This is a genomic window from Deinococcus sonorensis KR-87 (assembly GCF_040256395.1).
Classification (GTDB): Bacteria; Deinococcota; Deinococci; order Deinococcales; family Deinococcaceae; genus Deinococcus; species Deinococcus sonorensis.
The window spans coordinates 377119-400417 of the sequence record NZ_CP158300.1 but is presented as its reverse complement, the minus strand read 5'-3'; the positions used below and the strand labels follow the sequence as shown (position 1 = coordinate 400417).

At 68.5% G+C, this 23299-nt stretch carries 19 protein-coding genes; 6 read left to right on the top strand and 13 right to left on the bottom strand.

Annotated elements, in window-relative coordinates:
• The first annotated feature begins 4 nt into the window (after window positions 1-4).
• Window positions 5-1471, top strand: coding sequence for a glutamate synthase subunit beta (locus ABOD76_RS21835; RefSeq protein WP_350245473.1), 1467 nt, complete (start codon window positions 5-7; stop codon window positions 1469-1471).
• A gap of 58 nt (window positions 1472-1529) precedes the next feature.
• Here the strand turns inward: ABOD76_RS21835 and ABOD76_RS21830 are convergent, their stop codons facing one another.
• The gene (locus ABOD76_RS21830; protein ID WP_350245472.1) at window positions 1530-2528 is read right to left on the bottom strand and encodes a LacI family DNA-binding transcriptional regulator; all 999 of its coding nucleotides are present in this window, start codon (window positions 2526-2528) and stop codon (window positions 1530-1532) included.
• Between the two features lie 245 nt (window positions 2529-2773).
• On the opposite strand from ABOD76_RS21830, the gene pulA reads away from it, so the two are divergent.
• Window positions 2774-6016 (top strand): type I pullulanase, encoded by a 3243-nt coding sequence (gene pulA, locus ABOD76_RS21825; protein ID WP_350245471.1) that lies wholly within the window; start codon window positions 2774-2776, stop codon window positions 6014-6016.
• A 63-nt stretch (window positions 6017-6079) separates the two neighbouring features.
• On the opposite strand, the gene ABOD76_RS21820 is transcribed toward pulA, so the two are convergent.
• From ABOD76_RS21820 to ABOD76_RS21800, 5 genes are all read right to left on the bottom strand, one after another.
• Window positions 6080-6787 carry a CHAD domain-containing protein gene (locus ABOD76_RS21820; RefSeq protein ID WP_350245470.1) on the bottom strand — a complete coding sequence of 236 codons (708 nt, stop codon included), beginning with the start codon at window positions 6785-6787 and terminating at the stop codon, window positions 6080-6082.
• Between the two features lie 156 nt (window positions 6788-6943).
• Entirely contained in the window at window positions 6944-8062 is a 1119-nt protein-coding gene (locus tag ABOD76_RS21815; protein WP_350245700.1) for a Gfo/Idh/MocA family protein, read from the bottom strand.
• Between the two features lie 26 nt (window positions 8063-8088).
• A complete protein-coding gene (locus tag ABOD76_RS21810) occupies window positions 8089-9096 on the bottom strand; it encodes a sugar phosphate isomerase/epimerase family protein (RefSeq protein WP_350245469.1) in 1008 nt (335 codons plus the stop codon).
• The gene (locus tag ABOD76_RS21805) at window positions 9096-10193 is read right to left on the bottom strand and encodes a Gfo/Idh/MocA family protein (protein ID WP_350245468.1); all 1098 of its coding nucleotides are present in this window, start codon (window positions 10191-10193) and stop codon (window positions 9096-9098) included. The genes ABOD76_RS21810 and ABOD76_RS21805 overlap by 1 nt, the downstream gene beginning before the upstream one ends.
• Before the next feature lie 43 nt (window positions 10194-10236).
• Window positions 10237-11262, bottom strand: coding sequence for a LacI family DNA-binding transcriptional regulator (locus tag ABOD76_RS21800; protein WP_350245467.1), 1026 nt, complete (start codon window positions 11260-11262; stop codon window positions 10237-10239).
• A 141-nt stretch (window positions 11263-11403) separates the two neighbouring features.
• On the opposite strand from ABOD76_RS21800, the gene ABOD76_RS21795 reads away from it, so the two are divergent.
• Window positions 11404-12126 (top strand): sugar phosphate isomerase/epimerase family protein, encoded by a 723-nt coding sequence (locus tag ABOD76_RS21795; protein WP_350245466.1) that lies wholly within the window; start codon window positions 11404-11406, stop codon window positions 12124-12126.
• 181 nt (window positions 12127-12307) lie between these two features.
• Here the strand turns inward: ABOD76_RS21795 and ABOD76_RS21790 are convergent, their stop codons facing one another.
• The 7 genes from ABOD76_RS21790 to ABOD76_RS21760 all read right to left on the bottom strand — a co-directional run bounded on the left by ABOD76_RS21790 (window position 12308) and on the right by ABOD76_RS21760 (window position 20169).
• Window positions 12308-13081 carry a sulfite exporter TauE/SafE family protein gene (locus tag ABOD76_RS21790; RefSeq protein ID WP_350245465.1) on the bottom strand — a complete coding sequence of 258 codons (774 nt, stop codon included), beginning with the start codon at window positions 13079-13081 and terminating at the stop codon, window positions 12308-12310.
• Window positions 13082-13203: 122 nt separating this feature from the next.
• Window positions 13204-14127 carry a serine hydrolase domain-containing protein gene (locus ABOD76_RS21785; RefSeq protein ID WP_350245464.1) on the bottom strand — a complete coding sequence of 308 codons (924 nt, stop codon included), beginning with the start codon at window positions 14125-14127 and terminating at the stop codon, window positions 13204-13206.
• Window positions 14128-14231: 104 nt separating this feature from the next.
• Complete coding sequence (locus tag ABOD76_RS21780; protein ID WP_350245463.1) at window positions 14232-15227, bottom strand: arabinan endo-1,5-alpha-L-arabinosidase; 996 nt, start codon at window positions 15225-15227, stop codon at window positions 14232-14234.
• Window positions 15224-16111, bottom strand: a complete 888-nt coding sequence (locus ABOD76_RS21775; RefSeq protein ID WP_350245462.1) for a carbohydrate ABC transporter permease — start codon at window positions 16109-16111, stop codon at window positions 15224-15226. The genes ABOD76_RS21780 and ABOD76_RS21775 overlap by 4 nt, the downstream gene beginning before the upstream one ends.
• Window positions 16108-17019 carry a carbohydrate ABC transporter permease gene (locus ABOD76_RS21770; RefSeq protein WP_350245461.1) on the bottom strand — a complete coding sequence of 304 codons (912 nt, stop codon included), beginning with the start codon at window positions 17017-17019 and terminating at the stop codon, window positions 16108-16110. Before ABOD76_RS21770 ends, ABOD76_RS21775 begins: the two co-directional genes overlap by 4 nt.
• Before the next feature lie 125 nt (window positions 17020-17144).
• A complete protein-coding gene (locus ABOD76_RS21765; protein ID WP_350245460.1) occupies window positions 17145-18443 on the bottom strand; it encodes an extracellular solute-binding protein in 1299 nt (432 codons plus the stop codon).
• Between the two features lie 175 nt (window positions 18444-18618).
• Window positions 18619-20169 (bottom strand): alpha-N-arabinofuranosidase, encoded by a 1551-nt coding sequence (locus ABOD76_RS21760; protein WP_350245459.1) that lies wholly within the window; start codon window positions 20167-20169, stop codon window positions 18619-18621.
• Between the two features lie 402 nt (window positions 20170-20571).
• On the opposite strand from ABOD76_RS21760, the gene crcB reads away from it, so the two are divergent.
• The 3 genes from crcB (at window position 20572) to ABOD76_RS21745 (ending at window position 23270) form a co-directional block, all read left to right on the top strand.
• Window positions 20572-20958 (top strand): fluoride efflux transporter CrcB, encoded by a 387-nt coding sequence (gene crcB, locus ABOD76_RS21755; RefSeq protein ID WP_350245458.1) that lies wholly within the window; start codon window positions 20572-20574, stop codon window positions 20956-20958.
• A gap of 261 nt (window positions 20959-21219) precedes the next feature.
• Window positions 21220-22185 (top strand): phosphotransferase enzyme family protein, encoded by a 966-nt coding sequence (locus ABOD76_RS21750; protein WP_350245457.1) that lies wholly within the window; start codon window positions 21220-21222, stop codon window positions 22183-22185.
• A gap of 212 nt (window positions 22186-22397) precedes the next feature.
• A complete protein-coding gene (locus tag ABOD76_RS21745; protein WP_350245456.1) occupies window positions 22398-23270 on the top strand; it encodes a hypothetical protein in 873 nt (290 codons plus the stop codon).
• Window positions 23271-23299: the final 29 nt, after the last annotated feature.

Sequence of the window (23299 nt, the reverse complement as noted above, 5' to 3'; positions counted from 1 at the left end):
ACCCATGGGAAAAGTCACCGGATTTCTGGAGCACCAGCGCGTCAAGGAGACCTATCAGCCGGCCGAGGCCCGGCTGCGGCATTACCAGGAATTCGTCAGCACCCTGCCGGTGCTGGACGCCCGCACCCAGGCGGCGCGCTGCATGGACTGCGGCATTCCGTTCTGCAACAACGGCTGCCCGGTCAACAACATCATTCCCGACTTCAACGATCTGGTGTACCGCGACGACTGGAAGTCGGCCATTGACGTGCTGCACAGCACCAACAATTTTCCGGAGTTCACCGGCCGCATCTGTCCGGCGCCGTGTGAGGCCGCCTGCACCCTGAACTTCAACAATGAGCCGGTCGGCATCAAGAGCATCGAGCGCAGCATCATCGACCGGGCCTGGGAGGAAGGCTGGGTGGTGCCGCAGCCGCCCGCCGTCAACACGGGGCGCCGGGTGGCGGTCATCGGCAGCGGGCCGGCGGGGCTGGCGGCCGCGCAACAGCTGGCGCGCGCCGGCCACGACGTGACGGTCTTCGAGAAAAACGACCGGGTGGGCGGCCTGCTGCGCTACGGCATCCCCGACTTCAAGCTGGAGAAGACCAGCATTGACCGGCGGGTCCGGCAGATGGAGCAGGAGGGCGTGACCTTCCGGACCGGCGTGCTGGTCGGTGACTGGCCGGTGGGCAGCCGGGTGGGCAACCTCTCAACAGAGACGGTGAGCCCCGAGCGCCTGCGGACTGAGTTCGACGCGGTGCTGCTGGCCGGCGGAGCGGAGCAGCCGCGCGACCTGCCGGTGCCGGGCCGTGAGCTGGACGGCGTGCATTTTGCGATGGAGTTCCTGCCGCAGCAGAACCGGGTGAATGCCGGCGACCGGCTGGAGCGGCAGATCCACGCGGCGGGCAAGCACGTCATCGTGATCGGCGGCGGCGACACCGGCAGCGACTGCATGGGCACCAGCCACCGCCACGGGGCGGCCAGCGTCACGCAGTTCGAGCTGCTGCCGCAGCCGCCGGAGCAGGAGCACAAGCCGCTCAGCTGGCCGTACTGGCCGCAGAAGCTGCGCACCAGCAGCAGCCATGAGGAAGGCGGCGCCCGCGAGTTCGCCATCGGCACCAAGGAGTTCATCGGTGAGAACGGCCGCGTGACCGGCATCCGCACCGTCCGCCTCGCCTGGGAGGGCGGCCGGATGACCGAGGTGGAGGGCAGCGAACAGGTGCTCCCCGCCGACCTGGTGCTGCTGGCGATGGGCTTCGTGAGCCCGGTGGGGTCGGTGCTGGAGGCCTTCGGCGTGGCGCGTGACCCGCGCGGCAACGCCCAGGCCAGCACCGAGGAGGAGGGCGGCTACGTCACCAACGTGCCGGGGGTGTTCGCGGCCGGGGACATGCGCCGGGGCCAGTCGCTGGTGGTGTGGGCCATCCGCGAGGGCCGGCAGGCGGCCCGGGCCGTAGACGAATTCCTGATGGGCCAGAGCGCCTTGCCGCGCTGAACGGCAGAAGGAGAAGAGCACAGGCCCGCAGGTCTGTGCTCTTCTTCTGTTCGGCGGCTCAGGCCGTTCCGCGCACCTTCAGCACCGGGTCGAACTGCACGCTCCGCACCGGCAGGCTGGGGTCGGCGATCCGCTCCATCAGCAGCCGGGTCAGCGTGCGGCCCATCTCCTCAACCGGCTGGTGCAGGGTGGTCAGCCCCGACGCCTCGGCCTGCCGGTCGTCGTCGAAGCCCACGATCCGCACGTCGTCGCCGGGGGTCAGGCCAGCCAGCCGGACCTCCTCCAGCAGGGCCCGGGCGAACACGTCGCAGGTCACGAAGATGTTCACCGGGCCGGTGCGCTGCTGCAGTGCCCGGCGTGCCGCCTGATGGGCGCGTTCCGGAGTGAAGTCGCTGGTGAAAATGTGCGTATCCGGGAGGTCCAGCCCGGCGTCCCGCTGCGCGGCCCGGAACCCCCGGACCCGCTCCCGGAAGACCCCACTGGCGAACGGGGTGTTGAAGCGTTCCTCCACATTGATGACGAACGTCGTGGCCGGCCGGCGCTGCAGGTGGCGCGCCGCCAGGCTGCCGCCCAGTTCGTTGTTGACTGTCACGTGGTCGTAGCGGGAGCTCGGCACCTCGAACACCACCGCCGGCAGTCCCTGGATGGTCAGCGGGTCGTGGTACAGCTGTTCGGGGTTCAGGGAGGCGTACACCAGGCCGTCGGTGTGGTAGGGCAGAGCGGCCGGATTCTGATAGCGGGCCAGCCGTCGTTCGGACAGCAGCGGAAAGATGCCGGCGTCGTACTCGTACGCCTCGAGCGCCTCGTCAATGCTGTTGATCAGGCGGTCGTAGAAGTCGGTGCCGGTGATCGGGAGCAGCAGGCTGATGCTGCGGGTCCGGCCGGTGCGGAAACTCTGCGCGGCCCGGTCCGGAACGAAGCCGAGTTCCTGAATGCTGCTCAGCACCCGGGCCTTGGTGGTGGCCCGGATGTGCGGGTGGTTGTTGATGGCCCGTGACACGGTGCTCGGCTGCACGCCCGCGTGCCGGGCCACGTCCTTGATCGTGACTTTGCTCATCCTGCTCCATCGTAGGGGGTGGAGCGGAAGGCAGGACCACAGGGGATGGGGTCACGCCATAAGGCTGGTCAAAGTGCCGTCATGTCTCCAGAACGGAAGCCGGCAAGCACCGTATCCGCCACCGCTTGAATTCGGTTTCGCTGCTCAGTAGAGTTGGCAGGAACACGTTTGGAATCGTTTCCGGAACCGGGGCAGCCGCCTCGCTTCTGACGGTGCTTCGTTTCTGTTCCTGCCCAGGAGGCTCCATGTTCAAAGGTCCGTTGTTGCTCAGTACGGTGATGCTGGGGCTGGTCGCCTGTAACGTCGCCCAGCCCCCCGTCGTCAAGCCGCCCGTCACCCCAAGCTACTCCAGCTACCTGGCCGGCAAGGACCTGGCGTTCTTTCAGAAGAAGCTGGAGGACCCGAACCTCAAGAGCGTGCTGATCGTTCACTACCACCGCTTCGACGGCGACTACAACAACTGGAATGTCTGGTCCTGGATTCCGCCGCAGGACGGGAGCGCCACCCTCTTCACCGAGGACGACAGCTACGGCAAAATCGCCATCATTGGCTCGGACAGCCCGGCCACCCAGCGCGGCTTCATCATCCGCAAGGGCGACTGGGAGGATAAGGACATCTCCGAGGATCGCCTCGCGGACATCCCCGCCAGCGGCCTGGGCGAGATCTGGGTGGTGAGCGGCCAGAAGGACTTCTACACCGATCCCAAGAAGATTGACCTGACCAGTTCCGGCAAGTTCGCGGTGATGGACAGCCCCACCCAGATCAAGGTGACGTACTCCAGCCCGCCCACTGGCCTCAGCGCCGATAAGCTGAGTGTGAAGATCGGTGGCGCGGCCCAGACGGTCAGCAGCGTCTCGGTCAAGGGCACCACCGCCACCCTGACCCTCGCCGCGCCGCTGAACCCCGCCGACGCCAGCAAGGCCATCACGGTCAGCGGCACCGGGATCACCGGCGCGCTGACGGTGTATCTGCGCGACGTGCTGTCCGGCGACGCCTACACCTACAGCGGCGACGATCTGGGGGCGACCGTCTCGGCCGGGCAGACCACCTTCAAGGTGTGGAGCCCGGTGTCGTCGGCGGTGCGGGTGCAGCTGTTCCACGCGGCGGCCGACCCCACCCCGTACCAGACCCTGGACCTGACGCGCGGCGACCGGGGTGTCTGGAGCGGCAGCGTCGCCGGCAACCTGGACGGCACCTACTACCTGCTGCAAGCCACCAACTACGGCGTGACCAAGACCACCGCCGACCCCTACTCACACGGAGCGAGCACTTACTTCGAGAACCTGCCGCTCAATCAGATGAAGTCGGCGGTGGTGAACCTGAGCGGCACCAACCCCACCGGCTGGAGCCCGGCGCTGCCCACCACCCTGCAGCGGGCCACCGACGCCTCGGTGTACGAGGTGCACGTCCGCGACTTCACCGTTTCGCCCTCCTCCGGCGTGGACGCGGACAAGCGCGGCAAGTACCTCGGGATGGTGCAGGCCGGCACCCACGTGCCCGGCACCAGCATCTCCACCGGCCTGGACCACCTGAAGCAGCTGGGCGTGAACACGGTGCAGCTGATGCCGGTGTTCGACTACGGCAACCAGACCGAGGGCGCGTACAACTGGGGCTACGACCCGGTGCTGTACAACGTGCCGGAAGGACAGTACTCCACCCAGCCGAACAACCCGGCCGGCACCATCCGCGAATTCAAGACGATGGTGAAGGGCCTGCAGGACGCCGGCCTGAACGTGGTGATGGACGTGGTGTACAACCACACCAAATCCACCGGCGAGCGCTCCCCCTTCGACCAGCTGGTGCCGTACTACTACTACCGCACCGACGACTCCGGCGCGTACCTGAACGACACCGGGGTGGGCAACGTCATCGCGCCGGAACGCCCGATGGTCCGCAAGTTCATCACCGACTCGCTGAAGTACTGGGTGAGCGAGTACCACATCCAGGGCTTCCGCTTCGACCTGCTCGGCACCGCGTACCCGGCGGACGTGAAGCAGATCAGCGAGGAGGTGCGCAAGGTCAACCCGAAGGTCGTGATGTACGGCGAGCCGTGGACCGGCGGCGGCCCCACCCACTTCGGCAAGGGCGACCAGAAGGGCCTGAACGTGGGCGTCTTCAACGACAACTTCCGCAACGGCATCATCGGGGGCGTGTTTGACGTGGGCACCCAGGGCTTCATCCAGGGGGCCTTCAACCTCGCGCCGGCGGTGCAGACCGGTCTGGCCGGCAGCCTCTCGGACTTCGCGCAGGAGCCGGGCGAGAGCGTCAACTATGCCACCAGCCACGACAACTACCTGCTGTGGGACCGGCTGACGCTGGGCGCCAGCAAGGGCAAGGACACCGCCACCCTCAAGCAGATGCAGAAGATGGCCGCCGCGCTGGTTCAGACGGCCCAGGGCCTGGCCTTCATGGCGGGCGGCGAGGAGTTCGCGCGCACCAAGCAGGGCGACGGCAACTCCTACAACTCCGGCGACACGGTCAACCAGTTCGACTGGACCCGTCTGGCCCCCGGCCAGTTCGCGGACGTGAACAGCTATTACAGCAACATCATCCGGCTGCGGCAGGCGCACCCGTCGTTCCGCTACAGCACCCGCGACGACGTGACCGCCTCCTTCAGCCCGCTGACCCTCAACCCGGCCAAGGGCGTCATCGGGTTCGTGCTGGACGGCACCCGCGCTGCCGACAGCTGGAAGCACACGCTGGTGATCTTCAACGCCAATGAGGCCGACCAGCAGGTGACGCTCCCGGGCGGCAGCTGGAAGGTGATGGTCAAGGTCGACACCTTCAGCAGCACCCCGCTGGAGACGGTGTCGGGCAGCTACACGGTGCCCCGCCTGTCCACCCTGATCGCCACCGCCGACACGCTCACCCCGCCGCCCGCCAACCCGGCCCTGCCCGCCCTGAAGTCGGCCCTGAGCGTCGACTCGGCCAACCTGAACGAATTCGATGCGGCCGGCTGCAGCACCGACGCCACCCAGGGCGACCCCTGGGGGGCTGCCAACCACCTGTCCACCCTATGCTCGGCTCAGGATGCCAGCAACATCTACCTGGGGCTGCAGTACAAGGCTGAGGACAGCAACCCGCTGATGGCGTTCCTGGGCGGCCAGCAGGCCGGTCCGGTCAGCGACCTGCTGCAGCTCGACAGCTGGAAGCGCAACGTGCAGTTCGATGCAAGCGTGGCGCCCAACTTCCTGATCGTGCAGCAGGGCAACACCCTGGAGCTGCGGCAGATTCAGGCGGGCGGCGCCACGGCCGTCCTGCAGCCGGGCGCGCTCAAGGTCAGCGCCGCGGCGGACGGAACCCGCTTCCTGAAGGCCCGCATCAGCAAGGCGACCCTCGGCACCGGGCAGACACTCCGCCTGTCCGCTGCCATTCTGGGCGGCGACAACTACGGCGGCGCGATCATCCTGCCGCAGACCGGCAATACGGCCAGCGGCGCCACCGACGCCCAGATTCACTTCAGCCGCCCGCTCACGTTCACCTACTGAGCCGGCAGGCCACAAGGAGGGGGGGCCGCTGACTCAGCGGCCCCCCCTCTTTCTTGACCACCGTCAGCTGCGCAGATGCCGTTCCAGGTCGGGCCACAGCTGGCGAGCCTGTTCCATGGCCGTCATCTGCGCGGCCTGCTCGCGGGCGAGCAGGACCATATGGTGGCCGGGGAGCCACTGCTCGTCCTGCAGCAGGTGCTCGGCCACGCGGGCGTCCTGCAGGTGCCCGAGCGCTTCCAGCATCCGGAGCACCTCACCCGGCACCTCGTCACGGAGGGCCAGGGTGTAGCGGTAGCGTTTCAGGTGTTTGCGCCACCCGTGCCAGACGTCCAGGTCAGTTGAGGCCATCACCTGCTCGCCCTCGCGCCGCAACTGCTCCCGGTCCTGAGCGAGCGTCTGGCGGATCCGGCGTTTCCAGTGACCGGGGCGCGGACGGCTGCCCGGCCGTTCCGGCAGCTTGAGCGCCTGGAACTGGGCGTCACGGATGTGCTGCCAGTCGGCCTCGAACTGACGAACTTCCTCCTCCGGCACCTGCAGGGACCGGAGCGCCTCGCGCAGGTGAGCGCCCACAGCGTCGCGGTCCCGCAGGGTGGCCACCGCACGCCGCAGGTCCCGCCACTCCCGCTGGGTGCGTCCATGCATGCCGGCCACGTGCAGCTCGGCCTGGACACGCCGGGTCAGCTTCCGGACCTCATGCACCGCCTCCGGCTCACCCGTCTGCAGCGCTTCCCAGTACCGCCCGAGTCCCTTCCCAAGTCGCTTGTGGCCCATACGTCAACCTCGCCCGCAGGCATGAAAAGCCCGTGATGGACCGCTCAGCCCACCCAGAGCAACCAGCGGTGTGGACAACGTGACACGTGTACGCGTGGAGGCGTCAACAAAAGGCCGCTCAAGATCTCGCTTGAGCGGCCTTCCGAACATCCCGACTTAAGGTGTGGATACCCTGGTCCAGCCGCCTTCCTGCTGGCTCTGGATGACGGCTTCCACGAACTGTACGCCGCGCAGGCCATCCACCACCGTCGGGTAGACGGGCGGCTCGCTGCCGGTCCCGGCCCGGATGTGCTCGGCCGCGGCGGTGTAGATGGTGGCGAAGGCTTCCAGAAACGCCTCGGGATGCCCAGCCGGCAGCCGGGTCACCCGCTGCGCCGCCGTGCCCAGCCCGGGACCGCCGCGGGTCAGCTGCACGCGCGGCTGGTCCAGGCGGTCGAGCAGCAGCACGTTGGGGTTCTCCTGCTGCCAGTGCAGGCTGCCCAGGGTGCCGAACACCGAGAGCCGCAGGTCGTTCTCGCGTCCGATCTCGATCTGAGACACGGTCAGGATGCCCTTTGCACCGCCCTGAAAACGCAGCAGCACGGTGGCGTCGTCGTCCAGCGCGCGGCCCGGCACGAAGGTGCTCAGCTCCGCCAGGACCGACTCGAGTTCCAGACCCGTGACGAAACTCACCAGCTGCTCGGCATGGGTGCCGATGTCGCCCAGCGCCCCGGCTGGGCCGCTGCGGGCCGGGTCGGTGCGCCAGCCGGCCTGCTTGTTGTCGGCCTCCGAGACCTGGGTGGCCAGCCAGCCCTGGTGGTACTCCACGATCACCTTGCGGATCTCGCCCAGCTCGCCCTGCTGGACCAGTTCGCGCGCCTGCCGCACCAGCGGGTAGCCGCTGTAGTTGTACGTCACGGCGAACACCACGCCCGCCTGCTCCGCCGCCCGGGCCAGCTCACGCGCCTGTTCGGCGGTATGGGTCAGCGGCTTGTCGCAGATGACGTGAAACCCGGCCTGCAGGCAGGCCAGCGCCACCGGATGATGCATGTGGTTGGGCGTCACGATGCTGACCACCTGCACCCGCTCGTCCTCGGGCCGGGCAAGTTCGCCCTCGATCAGCGCCGTGTAGCTCGGGTAGCTGCGTTCCGGGCTGAGGCCCAGTGCCAGCCCCGAGGCGAGCGCCTTCTCCGGCGTGCTGGACAGCGCGCCGGCCACCAGGGTGTAGTGGCCGTCCAGGCGGGCCGCCATGCGGTGAACGTTGCCGATGAAGGCGTCCTGGCCGCCGCCCACCATCGCCAGCCGCAGCGGGGCGGGGGCCGTCACTGGGCGTCCTTGGCGAAAGCCGCGTCGAAGGCGACCGCCGAGGCGGGGAAGTCCAGGCGGCGCACGAACGCCGCGCTCTCGGTGGCGCCGTGGACCCGGTCCATGCGCGCGTCCTCCCACTCGATGCTGAGCGGGCCGCTGTAGCGGATGTCGCCCAGCGCCACCATGATGTCCTCGAAGCGCACGTCACCGCGCCCCACGCTGCGGAAATCCCAGTAGCGGCGAGCGTCCCCGAAGCTGGTGTGGCCGCCGAACACGCCCACCTCGCCATTGCCGTGCCCCCACCACACGTCCTTCATGTGCGCGTGGAAGATGCGGTCCGGGAAGCGGCGCAGGAAGCCCACGTAATCCACGCCCTGATACGCGAGGTGGCTCGGGTCGTAATTGAAGCCGAAGCGCGGGTGATGACTCACGGCGGCCAGGGCCCGCTCGGAGCTGGCGGTGTCGAAGGCGATCTCGGTGGGGTGCACCTCCAGCGCGAAGTTGACGCCCTCCTGCTCGAACACGTCGAGAATCGGGCCGAAGCGGCGGGCGAAGTCCTCGAAGCCGCGCTCCCAGTACGCCTGATCGGTGGGCGGAAAGGCGTAGATGCTGTGCCACACGCTGGAGCCGGTGAAGCCGGTCACCACGCTCACGCCCAGCTTGCGGGCGGCGCGGGCGGTGTCCATCAGCTCCTGGGCGGCGCGCTGGCGCACGCCTTCCGGATCGCCGTCGCCCCAGACGTGCTCCGGCACGATGCTGCGGTGCCGCTCGTCAATCAGGTCGCAGACCGCCTGACCCACCAGGTGGTTGCCGATGGCGTACACCTTCAGGCCATGCTCGGCCAGCAGGTCCAGCCGGCCCTGCACATACCCGTCCTCCTTCAGCGCGCGCTGCACGTCGAAGTGGTCGCCCCAGCAGGCGAGTTCCAGGCCGTCGAAGCCCATCTGCCGGGCCAGTGGCGCCAGCTCCGCGAGCGGCAGGTCGGCCCACTGGCCGGTGAACAGCGTGACCGGGCGCGGCATCAGCCCACCGCCTCGGCCAGCCAGCCGGGCTTCACGTCCAGCGGTTCGGGGCGCTCCACCCGGCTCTGCACCGCCAGCGGGGTCCCCTGCTCCGCCGACTCCAGCACCCGGTGCATGATCTCCAGCACGTGGTAGGCCAGGTCGCCGCTGGCGCGGTGGGCGCTGCCCTGCGCGGTGGCGTCCAGCAGGTCGGCCAGCCCGATGCCGCGCGAGTTCTCCTGGAAGGGGCGGGTCAGCGGCAGCGTCTCCCACTCCTGCTGGCCCCGGCGGCGGATCCGCACCGGGCCGCCGAAGGTGTTCGGGTCCGGCACGCTCAGGGTGGCGTCGGTGCCGTAGATCTCGATGCGCGGCAGTTCGCTGGCCGGCGTGTCGAAGCTGGCGATGAAGGTGGCCACCTGCCCCGCCTCGAAGTCCAGCTGCGCCGTGACGTGGGTGGGCGTGTTGACCGGAATCCGCTCGCCCTTGCGCGAGGCGTGGCCGGCCACCCGCTCGTCGAAGGCGCGGATGGCGCTGCCACCGACCCGGTTCACCGGCCCCAGCAGGTTGACCAGCGCCGTCAGGTAGTACGGCCCCATGTCGAACAGCGGCCCCGCGCCCGGCTGGAAGAAGAACGCCGGATTGGGGTGCCAGCTTTCCGGGCCGCTGCTCATCATGAAGGCGGTGGCGGCCACCGGGCGACCGATCAGCCCGGCGTCCAGCAGCTCGCGGACCGTCTGCAGCCCGGCGCCCAGGAAGGTGTCGGGGGCGCAGCCGACCCGCAGCCCGCGCGCCTGCGCCTCGGCCAGGATCGCCGCGCCGTCCTCCAGCGTGACGGCCAGCGGCTTCTCGCTGTAGACGTGGTGCCCGGAGCGCAGGATGTCCAGGCTGACGGCGGCGTGCGCGGCCGGCGGCGTCAGGTTCACCACGGCCGTCAGGTCCGGCAGGGCCAGCAGTTCGGCGGGGGTCATGGCCGGCACGCCGAACTCCTCGGCGCGGGCCTGAGCGCGGCTGACGTCCAGGTCGGCGATGCCGGCCACCTGGAACAGACGCTGGTCGCGGGCGACCCGCAGATAGGCGGCGCTGATGTCGCCGGTGCCGATGATGCCGATGGTGTGCATGTGTGTCCTCCTGAACGCGGATGGGGGGTGAGGGGCTGGTTGGTTAGCGTGAACTGGGAGAGGGCGGCGGGGCGGTGGACTCCCGGACGATCAGTTCGGTGGGGAAGGGCGGCGGCAGCGGGGCCGGCTGGCCTTCCGCCAGCGCGACCAGCATCCGCACCCCCTCGGCCCCCAGCTCGTCCAGCGGCTGACGCACGGTGGTGAGCGCCGGGCGCACGCCGCGGAAGTACGGCAGGTCATCGAAGCCCACCACCGAGAGGTCCTGAGGCACCCGCAGCCCCAGGTCCTGGGCCGCGTGGATCACCGCCACGGCCATCGCGTCGCCGGCCGCGAAGATGGCGCTGGGCGGTTCCGGCAGCGCCAGCAGGGTGCGGGCGGCCTGTTCGCCGCTGCGCGAGGAGTAGTCGGCGTGCTGCAGGTAGCCGTCCGGCAGGCTCAGTTGCGCCGCCTCCACGCTGTCCTGGTAGCCGCGCAGCCGCTCCGAGGCGTCGTCGCGTTCCCCGTGCGGGGCCAGCAGGCCGCTGACATACGCGATGCGGGTGTGGCCCAGGGCCAGCAGATGCTGCATCGCGGCGCAGGCCCCGGCGTAGTTGTCCACCGTCAGCGAGTCCACGCTGGGACCGTCCACGCTGACGTGATGCGCGGGGAGGTCCTGGGGGCGCAGGCGGCCACTCCGCCCCGGCTGCACCAGAAGCGCTCCCTGGGAAAGCCGCAGGAACAGCGACAGGTCCGAGGTCTCGCGCCCACCGATCATCATCACCACCAGATCGTAATCCAGCGTCTCGGCCGCCTCGCTGGCCCCGCGGATCACCTCGGTGGCGTACGGCAGGTTGCTGCGCCGCGCCACCACGCTCAGCAGCCGCTGCCGCCCGCCGGCCAGCGCCCGCGCCACCGGATTGACCCGGTAGCCGGTCGCCTCAATGGCGTCCAGCACCCGCTGCCGGGTGTGCGGCCGGACGTTGGGTTTGCCGTTGATGACGTTCGAGACGGTCATCTTGGACACCCGCGCCGTCCGCGCCACATCGGCCAGCGTGATCAGTGGAGTGTCGGCAGGAGCAGGCGGCAACACGGGTTCAACACATCCCTTTCCAGCAGGCGAGGTGAGGCGGGGCTTGTCAGACTGCGATTTATACCGTTACATTATAGCGGTACACACAGCAAGTCAATGCGCCGGACGGCCAGCGCTGGCCGGGGCGGAAGGATGGTCCCTATGCAAAACGTCGGACTTCAGCTGTACACCCTGCGCGACCTGTTCACCCAGGATTTTCTCGGCACGCTGGACGCGGTGGCGGCCGCGGGCGTGCGGGTGGTGGAACTCACCCAGAACTGGGGCGGCCTGTCGGCCGAGCAGCTCCGCGCCGAACTGGACCAGCGCCAGATGCAGGCACCCAGCGCCCACCTCCCCCTGCAGTCCTTCGAGGACAATCTGGCCGGCCGGGTGGCCGAGATGCGGGCGCTGGGCGTGCAGCACGTGGTCTATCCGTACCACCGCGCTGACAGCGAGGCCGAGTGGCTGGCGCTGGCCGACCGGATGGAGCGGCTGGCCGGGCCGCTGGGGGAGCAGGGCCTGACGCTCGGCTACCACAACCACGATCACGAGCTGACCCAGCAGTTCGGCGGTCAGCCGGTGCTGGACCTGCTGCTGGAGCGCGCGCCCAGCGTGAAAGCCGAACTGGACGTGGCCTGGATCCACGCGGGTGGCCAGGACCCGGTGGCCTACGTGCAGCGGTACGCCGACCGGCTGCCGCTGGTGCACCTCAAGGACGTGAGCCGCGACGGCGACGCGTGGCAGACGGTGGCGCTGGGCGAGGGCGAGGTGCCGCTGCAGGCGATCATCGCGGCGCTCCCCGCCCACACGCAGGCCTACTACGAGCAGGACCACGGCGGCACGCTGGACACGCTGCACCGCAGCGTGGCCTACCTGCGCGGCTGACCCGGGGACGCGGGCGGCTGGCCGTCTAAATCCACCGTGAGGGCTTTATCATCCGGCCCCACCTCTGAACCGATACAGTCAGGGCGTACCACCAATTCAACCCGGCCGTGTGTTGCCGGTGCCTCTCCGTCCCCGTGGCTGATCCGTCGGTCCCGGGGACTTTTTTGCCGAGACGGCGGGCTCAGTGCCGCACGATCAGCAGCACCGCGCTCACCGCCGCCAGCGACAGCAGCGCGCCGCTGAAGGCCTGCTCCGGCAGCCGGCGTTGCAGGGCGCGGCCGGCCCACGCGCCGGCCAGCACCAGCGGCACCATCAGCAGGTCGAAGCGCAGGGTGGCGAGCGTGTACAGCGGCTCCTGGGGATTGTCGGCGGTCAGCAGCGCCAGAAACGGCACCTTGGCGAGGTTCAGCAGCAGAAAGGTCCAGGCAGTGGTGCCCATCAGCTGGTCCTTGGGCAGGCCGCTGGAGTTCAGGAAGATGGACATGATCGGCCCGGCGGCGTTCGAGACCATGGTGGTGAAGCCGGCCAGCGCCCCGGTCACCACCGTGCCCTCGCGCGAGTGCGGCACCAGCCGCTGCCCCAGCCGGCCGCGCAGCAAGTTCAGCGCCAGCATCACCAGCACCAGCACGCCGATCATGGGCGACAGGGGGTCGGCCTTCAGCCGCAGGTCGCCCAGCAGCTTCAGCAGCCCGCTGCCGAGCAGCAGGCCCAGCAGCAGCCACGGTGCCAGGGTACGCAGGCGGGCCCACTGGGCGTGCTGCCGGTAGAGCGCCACGGCCAGCACGTCCCCCAGAATCAGCAGCGGCAGGGTCGCGCCCACCGAGAGCCGGCCGCCAAAGAGCGCGGCCATCAGCGGAATCACCAGGATGCCGGTGCCGGGAACGCCGGTCTTGGAAAAACCCACCATCGCGGCGGCCACGGCGCCGAGGCCGAGGGTCCAGGCCTCAGCCGGCATGGAACTCGGCCGGCCAACACGGCGGCAGACAGCGGAACAACCTCAGGACATGCACCGCCGCAACATACACCCGGCCCGGCGGTCCTGCGCCTGCCGATGTAGACCGGTGCGGGCCGGGTCAGTCAGCTTGACTGGCCTTCTGTCTCCACCCGGCTGGCAATCTCGCGGATGATGTGCCGGTGAGGCGGGTGGTGCTGCACCCGGCCCGTCATCGTCACGGCCAGATCGAGGTGGGGAAACACCCCGATGTACTGCCCGCCGTAGCCGGTGGCATAGGCACCGTCCGGCTCCTGCGGCCCCGGCAGCCACCACAGCCAGCCGTACTGGGGCAGGCCTTCCATGAAAGTGTAGCCGCTGACGCGGGGCCGAGTCATCGCCTGAATCCAGGCGGACGGCACCACGCGGTGACCCTGCCAGCGGCCCTGCTGCAGCACCAGCTGCGCCAGCCGCAGCATCTCGCGCGGGGTGAGCTGCAGCATGCCGGACCCCCAGACCCGCCCCTGCGGGTCTTTGGCCCACGGCCGCGCCGGCATGCCCAGCGGTGCCAGCAGCGCCTCCCAGGCGAACGTCTCGAGCGGCTGACCGATCACGCGGGCGAGCAGGACGCCCAGCAGATGGGTCCCGGCATTGGAGTAGTGGAAGACCGTCCCGGGCGCGGCCTTCAGCGGTTGCGCCAGGGTGAAGGCCAGCGGGTCAGGATTCAGCCACCAGGCGTCGTCATACACCGGGTCGGTGATTTCGGACGGCAGGCCGCAGGTCATGGTCAGCAGGTGCTCCACCGTCACCTGGAACCAGCGCGGGTCCTGCACCAGGGCCGCGGCCTCGGGCCAGCCGTCCAGCACCGGCCGGTCCAGGCGCAGCAGCCCCCGCTCCACCGCCACCCCCACCAGCAGTGAGAGCACGCTCTTGGTCACCGACTGAATGTCCTGCGGCTCATCGGCCGGAATGCCGAAATAGCGCTCGAAGGCCAGCTGCCCCCGGCGGGCCACCAGCAGGCTGGTCACGTCGGGGAGGGTGTCGGCCACCCGGGCGGCCAGCGAGTCCAACCACAACGGGTCCAGGCCCAGCTCAGCGGGGGCGGCCGGTGGCAGGTCGTGGGGGTGGCGGCGTGCGTCGATGGCCCGAGTCTACCGGACGGCTGGGGCGAGCATCACGAACCGCCGGTCGGCAGCGCCGGCAGCCGGGGCCAGCCGCTGTCGTCCCACAGCAGCGTCGAGGTCTGCAGCTGTGAAACGCCGCCCTGGTCACGGTCGTAGTAGTGGTAGGCCAGCCGCACCTCCCGGCCATCCTGGTAGACCTCCTGGCCCCCCGGCCCGATGTAGCGGCCCTGGCTGGCCTGCAGCTCGGTGCCGCCACCCTTCATCATGTCGTGGCCGCTGCGGTCGGTGTACGGCCCGGTGACCTTGCTGGCGCGGCCCACCATGATGCGGTAGGTGCTGCTCAGGCCCGCGCAGCAGCGGTCGAACGACACGAACAGGTAGTAATACTTCCCGTGCTGCATCAGCGAGGCCGCCTCAATCGCGCCGCCGCCGCGTGACGCCAGCGCGTACACCTTGGAGTTCTGCTTCTGGAGCAGCCCGCTCTGCGGGTCCAGTTCACGTAGCCGGATGCCGTCCCACCACGACCCGAAGGCCAGCCACGCGCGGCCGTCCGCCGTGTCGATGCGCGCCGGATCGATGGCGTTGAAGTTGTCGCTTGGCGTGCTGGACAGCACCAGCCCCCGGTCCACCCAGCCCTGGTCCGGCGCGCTGGCCTTCAGAGCAGGGTTGGTCATCAGGCCGATGCCGCTGCTGTTCTTGCCAAACGTCGAGGCCGCGAAGTACAGGTAACTGGTGCTCCCATGCCGCGACAGGCTGGGCGCCCACAGGTTCGGCGGCTCCTGGCCCAGCAGTTTTCCCACCCAGGCGGGCTGGGTGGTGCCCAGGTGGCCGGCGTCGGTCCAGGTCAGGCCATCGCGGGAGGTCCTGAGCCGCAGGGTGCCGCCGTCAATGCCCTCGTAGCCGGTGCCCATCGCCACGTAGCCGTCCGCCACCTTCAGGACCGTGGGGTCATGAATCTGCAGGTCGCCCTTCAGCAGCGGCTGGGACGGACCGGCGATGGCCCAGCCGAGCGTGGCGAGGCTGCCGAGCAGCCGGCCCCACCTCATCCCTTCAGCCCGGCCGTGGCCATCACACCCTCCGTCACGCGGCGCTGGAATAGCAGGTACGCCACGATGGTGGGCACGGCGGCGGTGACGGCGGTGGCCATGGTCTTGGCGTACGCGACCCCGTAGGCCGACTGCACCTGGGTGATGCCCACCGGGATGGTCAGCTTGGAGGTGTCGTTCATCACGATGAACGGCCACAGGAAGTTGTTCCAGGCGGCGATGAAGGTCACGATGCCCAGCGAGAAGGTGATGCTCCAGTTGAGCGGCAGGAAGATGCCGAACAGCACCCGCCACTCGCTGGCCCCGTCAATGCGGGCAGCATCGGCCAGCTCCGGTGGAATCTGATCGAAGAACTGCTTGTAGATCACCACCGCCAGCGGCGCGGCCAGCTGCGGCAGGATCAGACCCATGTAGTTATTGACCAGCCCCAGCTGGTTGACGAAGATGAACAGCGGAATCAGGCTGGCCTGGAAGGGAATCATGAACCCGGCCAGAATCAGCCAGTACAGCCAGCGGCGGCCCTGGAAGTCGATCTGCGACAGCGCGTAGGCGCACAGCATCGAGAGCAGCAGCACCAGCACCGTGATGGCCACCGAACTGACGATGCTGTTCAGGTACCAGCGCACGATGGGGCTGTTCTGAAAGATGTACGTGTACGCGCCCAGGTCGAAGGTCTGCGGCCACAGGGTGGGCGGATTGGAGACCGTGTCGTTCTCCGGCTTGAAGGACGTGATCAGGGCCCAGTACAGCGGGAACACCCACGCCAGGGCCAGCACCAGCGTCAGGGCCGTGACCAGGATGCCAGGCAGGCGGGCGAGGCGCGTGCGCAGCGAGCGGGCGGGCCTCGCCCGGCTGGAGGTGGTGGACAGGGGAGTGGTGGTCATGCGCGGTCACCTCGGTTCAGCACGCGGATCTGAATGGCCGACACCAGCAGAATCACGACCATCAGCACCACGCCGATGGTGCTGGCGTAGCCGCCGTGCTGCTGCTGAAAGCCTTCCCGGTACGAGTACAGCAGCAGCACCAGGGTCTTGTCGAAGGGGCCGCCCTGGGTCAGCAGGTAGATCTGATCGAAAATCTTGAACTGCGCGATCAGCTGCAGCAGCAGAATCAGGCTGGTGACCGGCCACAGGTTCGGCCAGGTGATGCTCCAGAACAGCCGCCAGCCGCTGGCGCCGTCCAGCGCCGCCGCCTCGTAGATCTCGGCCGAGATGCTCTGCAGTCCGGCGATGAACAGCAGCACGTTGAAGCCCACGGTCCACCAGATGGTCACGAACGCCACCGACGGCAGCGCCCACACCGGGTCCTGAAACCAGGTGATGTTGCTGCCGGTCACGAAGTTGACCAGCCCGAAGTTCGAGTCCAGCACCCAGTTCCAGACGTTGGTGACCACGCTGACCGGCAGCACGAACGGCATGAAGAAGGCCGCCAGCACCAGGTTGCGCAGCCGCCGCAGCCGCAGCACCAGCATCGCCAGCCCCAGGCCCAGCAGGGTGTTGGGCACGGCGGTCAGCAGGATGAAATACACCGTGTTGAGCAGCGCGGTCCAGAAGGTCGGCTCGTGGAACAGCTTGATGTAGTTCTGCAGGCCGGTGAAGGTGCCGGCCCCCAGCAGGTCGGCGTTCGTGAAGCTCAGCTGGATCACCCGGAGCGTCGGGTAGATCAGGAACACCAGGTACACCAGCGTGAAGGGGGCCACCAGCAGCAGCGCCGTCATCAGCCGTTTGCGGACCTGGGCCTGCCGGCTGGGGGCCGGCTGTTCCTGACGGGTTGGGGGAACCGTGTTCAACATGTGCGTCTTCCTCTCGGGGTGCCAAGGCAGCCTGGCGCAAGCGGTCTGCATACGAACACCGGAGCGGCATCCCAGCGCTGGGACGCCACTCCGGCCGAGTTCAGCTGCCGGACCTGCGGCTCACGTTACTTGCCGAAACCCTGCAGCGCCGCCTTGAACTTGGCGATGCCCTGATCGGCGGTGGCCTGCCCCAGCAGCACCGGGGTGAAGTTCACGCCGACCGCGTCGTACACCGGGCCGCCCACACCGAAGATCGGCACGTTGGGCTCCAGCCGCGCGTTCTTGGCGGACGTGGCGCTGTACTCGCCGTTCGGCTGCATGCTCTTGTAGGCGCTGCTCTGCTGGGTGGGCAGGTAGGCGGGAATGTGGCCGCCGCCAGCCCAGGCACTGCCGCCCTGCTTGTTCACGTAGCCGATGAAGGTCATCACGGCCTTGAGCTTCGCGGGGCTGATCGGGTTCTTGCTGTTGTTGGGAATCGCCAGTTCGTGCGAGTCGGCCCAGGTGCTGGTGTTGCCACCGTACAGCGACGGGAAGCTCATGATCCCGTAGTCGAACTTCAGCTGGTTCTTGGCCTTGGCGTCCACCATGGTCGGCACTTCCCAGTTGCCGTTGAACATCAGGGCGGCGCGGCCCGCGGTGAAGAGCGCCACGCCCGCCGGGTACGTCACGTTCTTGGTGAGCAGGCCCTGGTTGGTCCAGTCGGCAATCGCCTGGAGGGCGGCCTTGCCCTTGGTGTCCAGGTCGCCCAGGTACAGCTTGCCGTCCTTGACCATGGTGCCGCCCTGCTGCAGGAACAGGCTGTACCACAGCCGCCACGGGGTGGCCGAGTCCTGGTTGGTGCTGAAGGCAACCGGGGTCACGCCGGTCTTGGCCTTGATGTCCTGCAGCGCCTTGGTCATGGCCGCGATGCTCTTCATGGGCAGCGGCTTGCCGTCGGCGCCGAGCAGGCCCGCCTTCTTGAGCAGGTCCTTGTTGTAGTACACCACGAAGGTGTGCGTGTCCAGCGGAATGGAGTACAGCCCGCTGGCGCCCCCGGCGTTCTTGGCATCGGTGGTGAGCGTGCTGACCAGGTTGCTCTGGAAGTCGCTGGCCTTCAGCCCGGCCGCCGCGAGGTCGGCGGTGGTGAAGGGCCGCAGGTCCTTCTTCTGCAGGCCGGCGGGCACCGCCGACAGGTGATAGGTCATCACGTCGGGCGTCTGGCCGGACACCACGGCGGTGTGCACCTTGGTGTAGAAGGGGTTGCCCCAGGTCTGGGTGGTGCGCTGCACCACGATGTCCTTCTGCGACTTGTTGAAGTCGTCCACGATCTGCTTCATGCGGACGCCGTCACCGCCGCCGAAGAAGTCCCAAAACACGATGGTGGTCTGGGCGTGGGCCACGCTGGAGAGGGCCAGGCCGAGGGCGAGCATCCGGGGTATACGCATATGTCCTCCGAGTCAGTACAGACCGAGTAAGGGGTGACGGAGCGGCCGGCCAGGGAACAACGCCAAGAAACGGTCGGCACGAACATGGTCGGGCGGGCGGCGCAATGATTGGACTGTGTGAACGGTCACATCATACGAGATGACCGGGCAGGCTGTCAAGCCTGCCGGTGGAACGTCAGGGCGCCTGGTGGCGGGTGGTGAGGGTGGTAAACGACAGCGGAGGCAGCGAAATCGAGACGTGTGCGCCGTCCAGGGTGGGCACGGGAATCGGGCGGGCCGTCACGTGATCCGGCTGCTCAAAGCTGTTGGCGGCGAAGGGATCGGCGCCGCTCATCTGCCAGGCCTGGGCCAGCTCCCGGGGCGCCACGTCCTCCCAGTGCAGGTCGACGGTCAGCGCCTCCGTTTGTGACCGGTTCACAAGAAAGACCGCGCCGTGGCCGGTGTCCGGCTCCAGACTGGCCGACACGTCCAGCTGCGGCACCGGCCCGTGCCGATTGGTGTCCTGGGTAGGCGCCTGCACTAGCACGTCCAGGGCTTCACCGCTGGCATGATTGCTGAAGAGGGTCAGCGGGTAGAAGATGGTCTGCTTGTACATGGCGTCGGTGCGGGTCATGATCGGCGCGATCACATTCACGATCTGGGCGATGCAGGCGATCTTGACCACGTCGGCCTTGCGCAGGAAGGTGTTGAGCCAGGTGGCGACCACCAGCGCGTCCTCGAGGTTGTACTGCTCCTCCAGGATGTGCGGGGTCTCGGACCACTCGCCGTCCCCACCCTTGGCGCGGTACCACACGTTCCACTCGTCCCAGCACAGGTGCACGTCGCGCTTGCTGCGGTTCTTGGCCTTGGCCAGCCGGATCGCCGCCGCCAGCGTATCGGCGTGCTCCTCGAAATGAACGCTGCTCGCCAGGTACGAGTCGGTGTCGATCGGCAGCCGCTCGGTGTTGGAGATGGTCGGGTAGGGATTGGCCGCGTAGTGGTGCATCGAGAAGTAGTCGATGTGCGCGTAGCTGCGCTCGAGCACCACCCGGTCCCAGTCCGGGTAGCCGGGCATGGAGGTGGCCGACGACCCGCAGGCGATGGTCTTGATGCCGGGGTCCATCCAGCGCATCAGCTTGGCCGCCTGCACCGCCTTGTCGGCGTACTCGACCGCCTCCATCTGCCCGATCTGCCAGGGCCCGTCCATCTCGTTGCCCAGGCACCAGTACTTCACGCCGTAGGGATCGGGGTGGCCGTTCTTGGCCCGCAGATCGCTGTAGAGCGTCCCGGTGGGCAGGTTCATGTACTCCACCAGATCGGCGGCGTCCTGGATGCTGCCGGTGCCGAGGTTGACGGCCCACATCGGCTCGGTGCCGAGTTCCTGGGCAAATTCCATGAACTCGTGGGGTCCGAACTGATTGCTCTCGATGCTGCGCCACGCCAGCGCACGGCGGCGCGGACGCTGCTCCCGGGGGCCGATGCCGTCGGTCCAGCGGTAGCCGGACACGAAGTTGCCGCCCGGGTAGCGCATGATCCGGTAGTTGGTCTCCTTGAGGGCGGCCATCACGTCGCTGCGAAACCCGCGCTCGTCCGCCAGGGGAGAGGCCGGGTCATAGATGCCCTCGTAGATGCAGCGCCCCATGTGTTCCGCGAAGCCCCCGAAGATCAGCGGCGAGATCTCGCTCACGGTGCGCTGGGTGTTGAGGCGGACGGTGGCGTGACCGGGTCTGGAACGTGTGTGGTTCACGGAACTCCTTGGCGTGGCCGCCGGCGGTGCGTGCGGTCACAGGGGATGGGAACGGCAGCCGGTCCGGGCCGCCATAACGGACCGACCGACACTCTCCGGGCGGAAAAGTGACAGCGAATAAAGCGATCTGACCCCCGCAGTATATAATGTGATCGTTCACGGTCAAGAGCGGGGCCGGAGATTCAGGGTTTTTCAGTCCATCGGAAAAGCGCTCATCCTTTCCAATGGCAGTCGGTCGTGCCTGTTCGGAAGACGTTAACGCCGGGTCTGGAATCACGCCGAGCCTGACTCCTGAACCGGCGCTCCGATGTCCCGTTCCGCCGTGTTACTCTGGCGCCCAGACGACAGCGGGCACCCTTGCTCTCTGCCGAGTGATGCTGCGCCGCCGTCTCAGGAGCGTCTATGCCGATCTGGACTGGAATTGCCCTGGGTGGTGCGCTCGGCGCGCTGGCCCGCCATGCCCTGAGCGTGCTGATCCAGACCCGGCTCGGTCAGGGCAGCTGGGCGGCCTTCCCGCTCGGGACCCTGGTGATCAATGTGCTGGGCAGTTTCCTGCTGGGTCTGGTGATCACGCTGAACCTCCGGGGCCTGCTCAGTCCGGCGCTCCGGCTGGCCTTCGGCACCGGGTTCGTCGGGGCGTTCACGACCTTCAGCACCTTTGAATGGGAGAGCGACCTGCTGCTGCGAAATGGCGAAGCGGGACGCGCCGCTCTGTATCTGCTGGGGAACCTGCTGGGCGGCTACGTGGCGGTGCTGCTGGGGCGCTGGGTGGGCCTGCGCCTGGGCTAGCATGGGATGATCGGCGGAGTGAAAGGCGCCTGCCGGGCCACCAGGGGCCGGTCAACCGGGACGTCCGAATTCAGAGTTCGCCGTCATCAGGAAGCCGGTGGTCACGGCTGATCCAGCATGGTGGGTGGGGCCACTCGGCCTCGCTGATGAACACCGTAGGCGCCTTACAAATCGTGCTCTGGCCAGGATGCCGGGTCACCCGCTCAGGCATACGCCATCTGACGGTGTTGGCCGGGCGTCCCGGCCCCTACACTCCCGGTTGTGCCCCAGTCTGATTCGCTCGTGTCCTCGAACGACTTCCTTGCACAGGTCCTCCTGCAGTTCGGGGAGGCTGAAGTGTCGCCGGTGCTGCTGCGTCAGGGGGACAACACCGTGTACCGCGTCGACACCCCGCAGCGACGCCGCTTTGTGCTGCGGCTCCATACGGCCAGGCGGCACACGCGCCGGACGCTCGACGCAGAGTTGACCTGGCTCGCGTACCTCAGTTCGCATCTCCCCGGGGCCGTGCCTCAGCCCCGGCCCGCCCGGTCAGGGCAATGGACGGTGGAGGTGGATGCAGGAGACGTGGCGCCATTGCTCTGCAGCCTCCTGAGCTGGACTGAGGGAACGCCGCTGGGGGAGGGCGTGGAGTTCTCCAGAGAACAGGCGGCGCAGGCGGGCAGGCTCCTCGCGCAGATGCACCGCCTCGCTGAACGCTTCCTGCCCCCGCCCGACTTCGAACGGCCCCGCTATGACGCACCGTACTTTCGTCAGTGCTGGCTGGACCTGCGCCAGGAGCTGACGGCCGGGCTATGGTCACAGGAACGGGCCGAAACGTTGCACGCCAGCCTGGAGGCGCTCTACACGCATCTGGGCGACTGGCAGGCCCTGCCCGGCGGCCATGGTCTGATTCATGCCGACGCGCACCCGGGCAACTTCGTGCAGCAGGACGGCTCGCTGGGGTTGCTGGACTGGGACCGCTGCGGGTGGGGACCGTTTCTTCTGGACCTTGCGGGCGTCACGCTGGCGCTTGATCAGACGGAGCGGGACGTCTTCCTTGCGGAGTACGCCCGGGTTCGACTGCTCCCGCCAGGCCTCGCTCTGCCTCTGCGGGCTCTGCGCGTGCTGGCCGCCGTGGAAAACCTGAGCGTCCTGGCCCGCCGACCCCATGAACGGCCCTTCGTGCTGGAAGCCCTGCCGAACCTCGAACAGATTGCCACCCAGCTCAGCGAAGAGTACATGCACTGAGGACCCAAGACCCGCCCAGACAGTCGGGGACGCGTGGCGGAACAGGCTGAGGCAAGGTCAGTGCTGGCCGCACTGCTTCTGGCCGCCGCTCCCTCTGAACCGGGTTCGGCTCGCCCTGCCCTGGAACCCCGCCTGGATCGGTGCGGAAGACAGGTGGAATCTGCGGATGTCTTCGCGCCCGGGCGGTACCGGGGCGGGTGTACGCTGAATCCATGTCCACACGCTTTCCTCGGCTGCGCTATGCCCTGGCGGTGACGCTCCTGAGCAGCCTGCTGGGGCATGCGGCGGCGCCCACACCCGCCGTGCCGATCCTGGCGGGCAGCGGCGGTGATGTCGCCTACCTGCTGGGCGCGTGGGCGGGCGGACGCTGGCTCGCTGACCATGCAGCGGTGCCCCAGCTCGAACCGGCCACGCGCTACCGGTCCTGGTCTCTGGGGAAAGCGGTCACGTCCGCGCGCGGGGCGCGTCCCACCTCCCTGGGCGAACCCTGCGACGCCACCCTGGGCACGGAACTGCACCTGCCGGGTCCGGAGGGTGCCCTTCGGCTGTACCTCCCCGAGCGGGTGCAGGCGGCGCCGCGCCCGGTCGAGGTGCTGCCCACCGCCAACCCCGCCTATGCCGAGGTGGTCCGGGCCGAACTGCGGCGCCGGGGCATCGCACGCCCTCAGGTCCAGCTGACCCGGCTGGTGCGCGCCGATCTGGACGGTGACGGCACGCAGGAGGTGCTGATCGAAGCGCGCCACTTTCAGGGCGAGGCCCAGCAGGGCAGCGCCCTGTACCCGCCGCCGACCGGTCAGCCTGGGGACTACAGCGTGCTGTTGCTGCGCTCCGTATGGAATGGTCAGGCCGTGACGTCCACGCTCGGGGCCTACCTCGGTCCGGCCCGGCGCTGGGACCCCGAAAGCAGCGCCCCCATGCCGCTCGCCACCCTGTACCGCCTGGTGGACGTCGCGGACGTGAATGGCGACGGGCGCATGGAACTGGTGACCTACAGCGCCTATTACGAGGGGTCAGGCTTTGGCGTCTATGAGTGGACGCCTCGCCAGGGTGCGCAGCTGCGGCTGGAAACCGGCTGCGGTGTCTGAACGCGGGCCAGTGACGAGGGAAAGTGCCT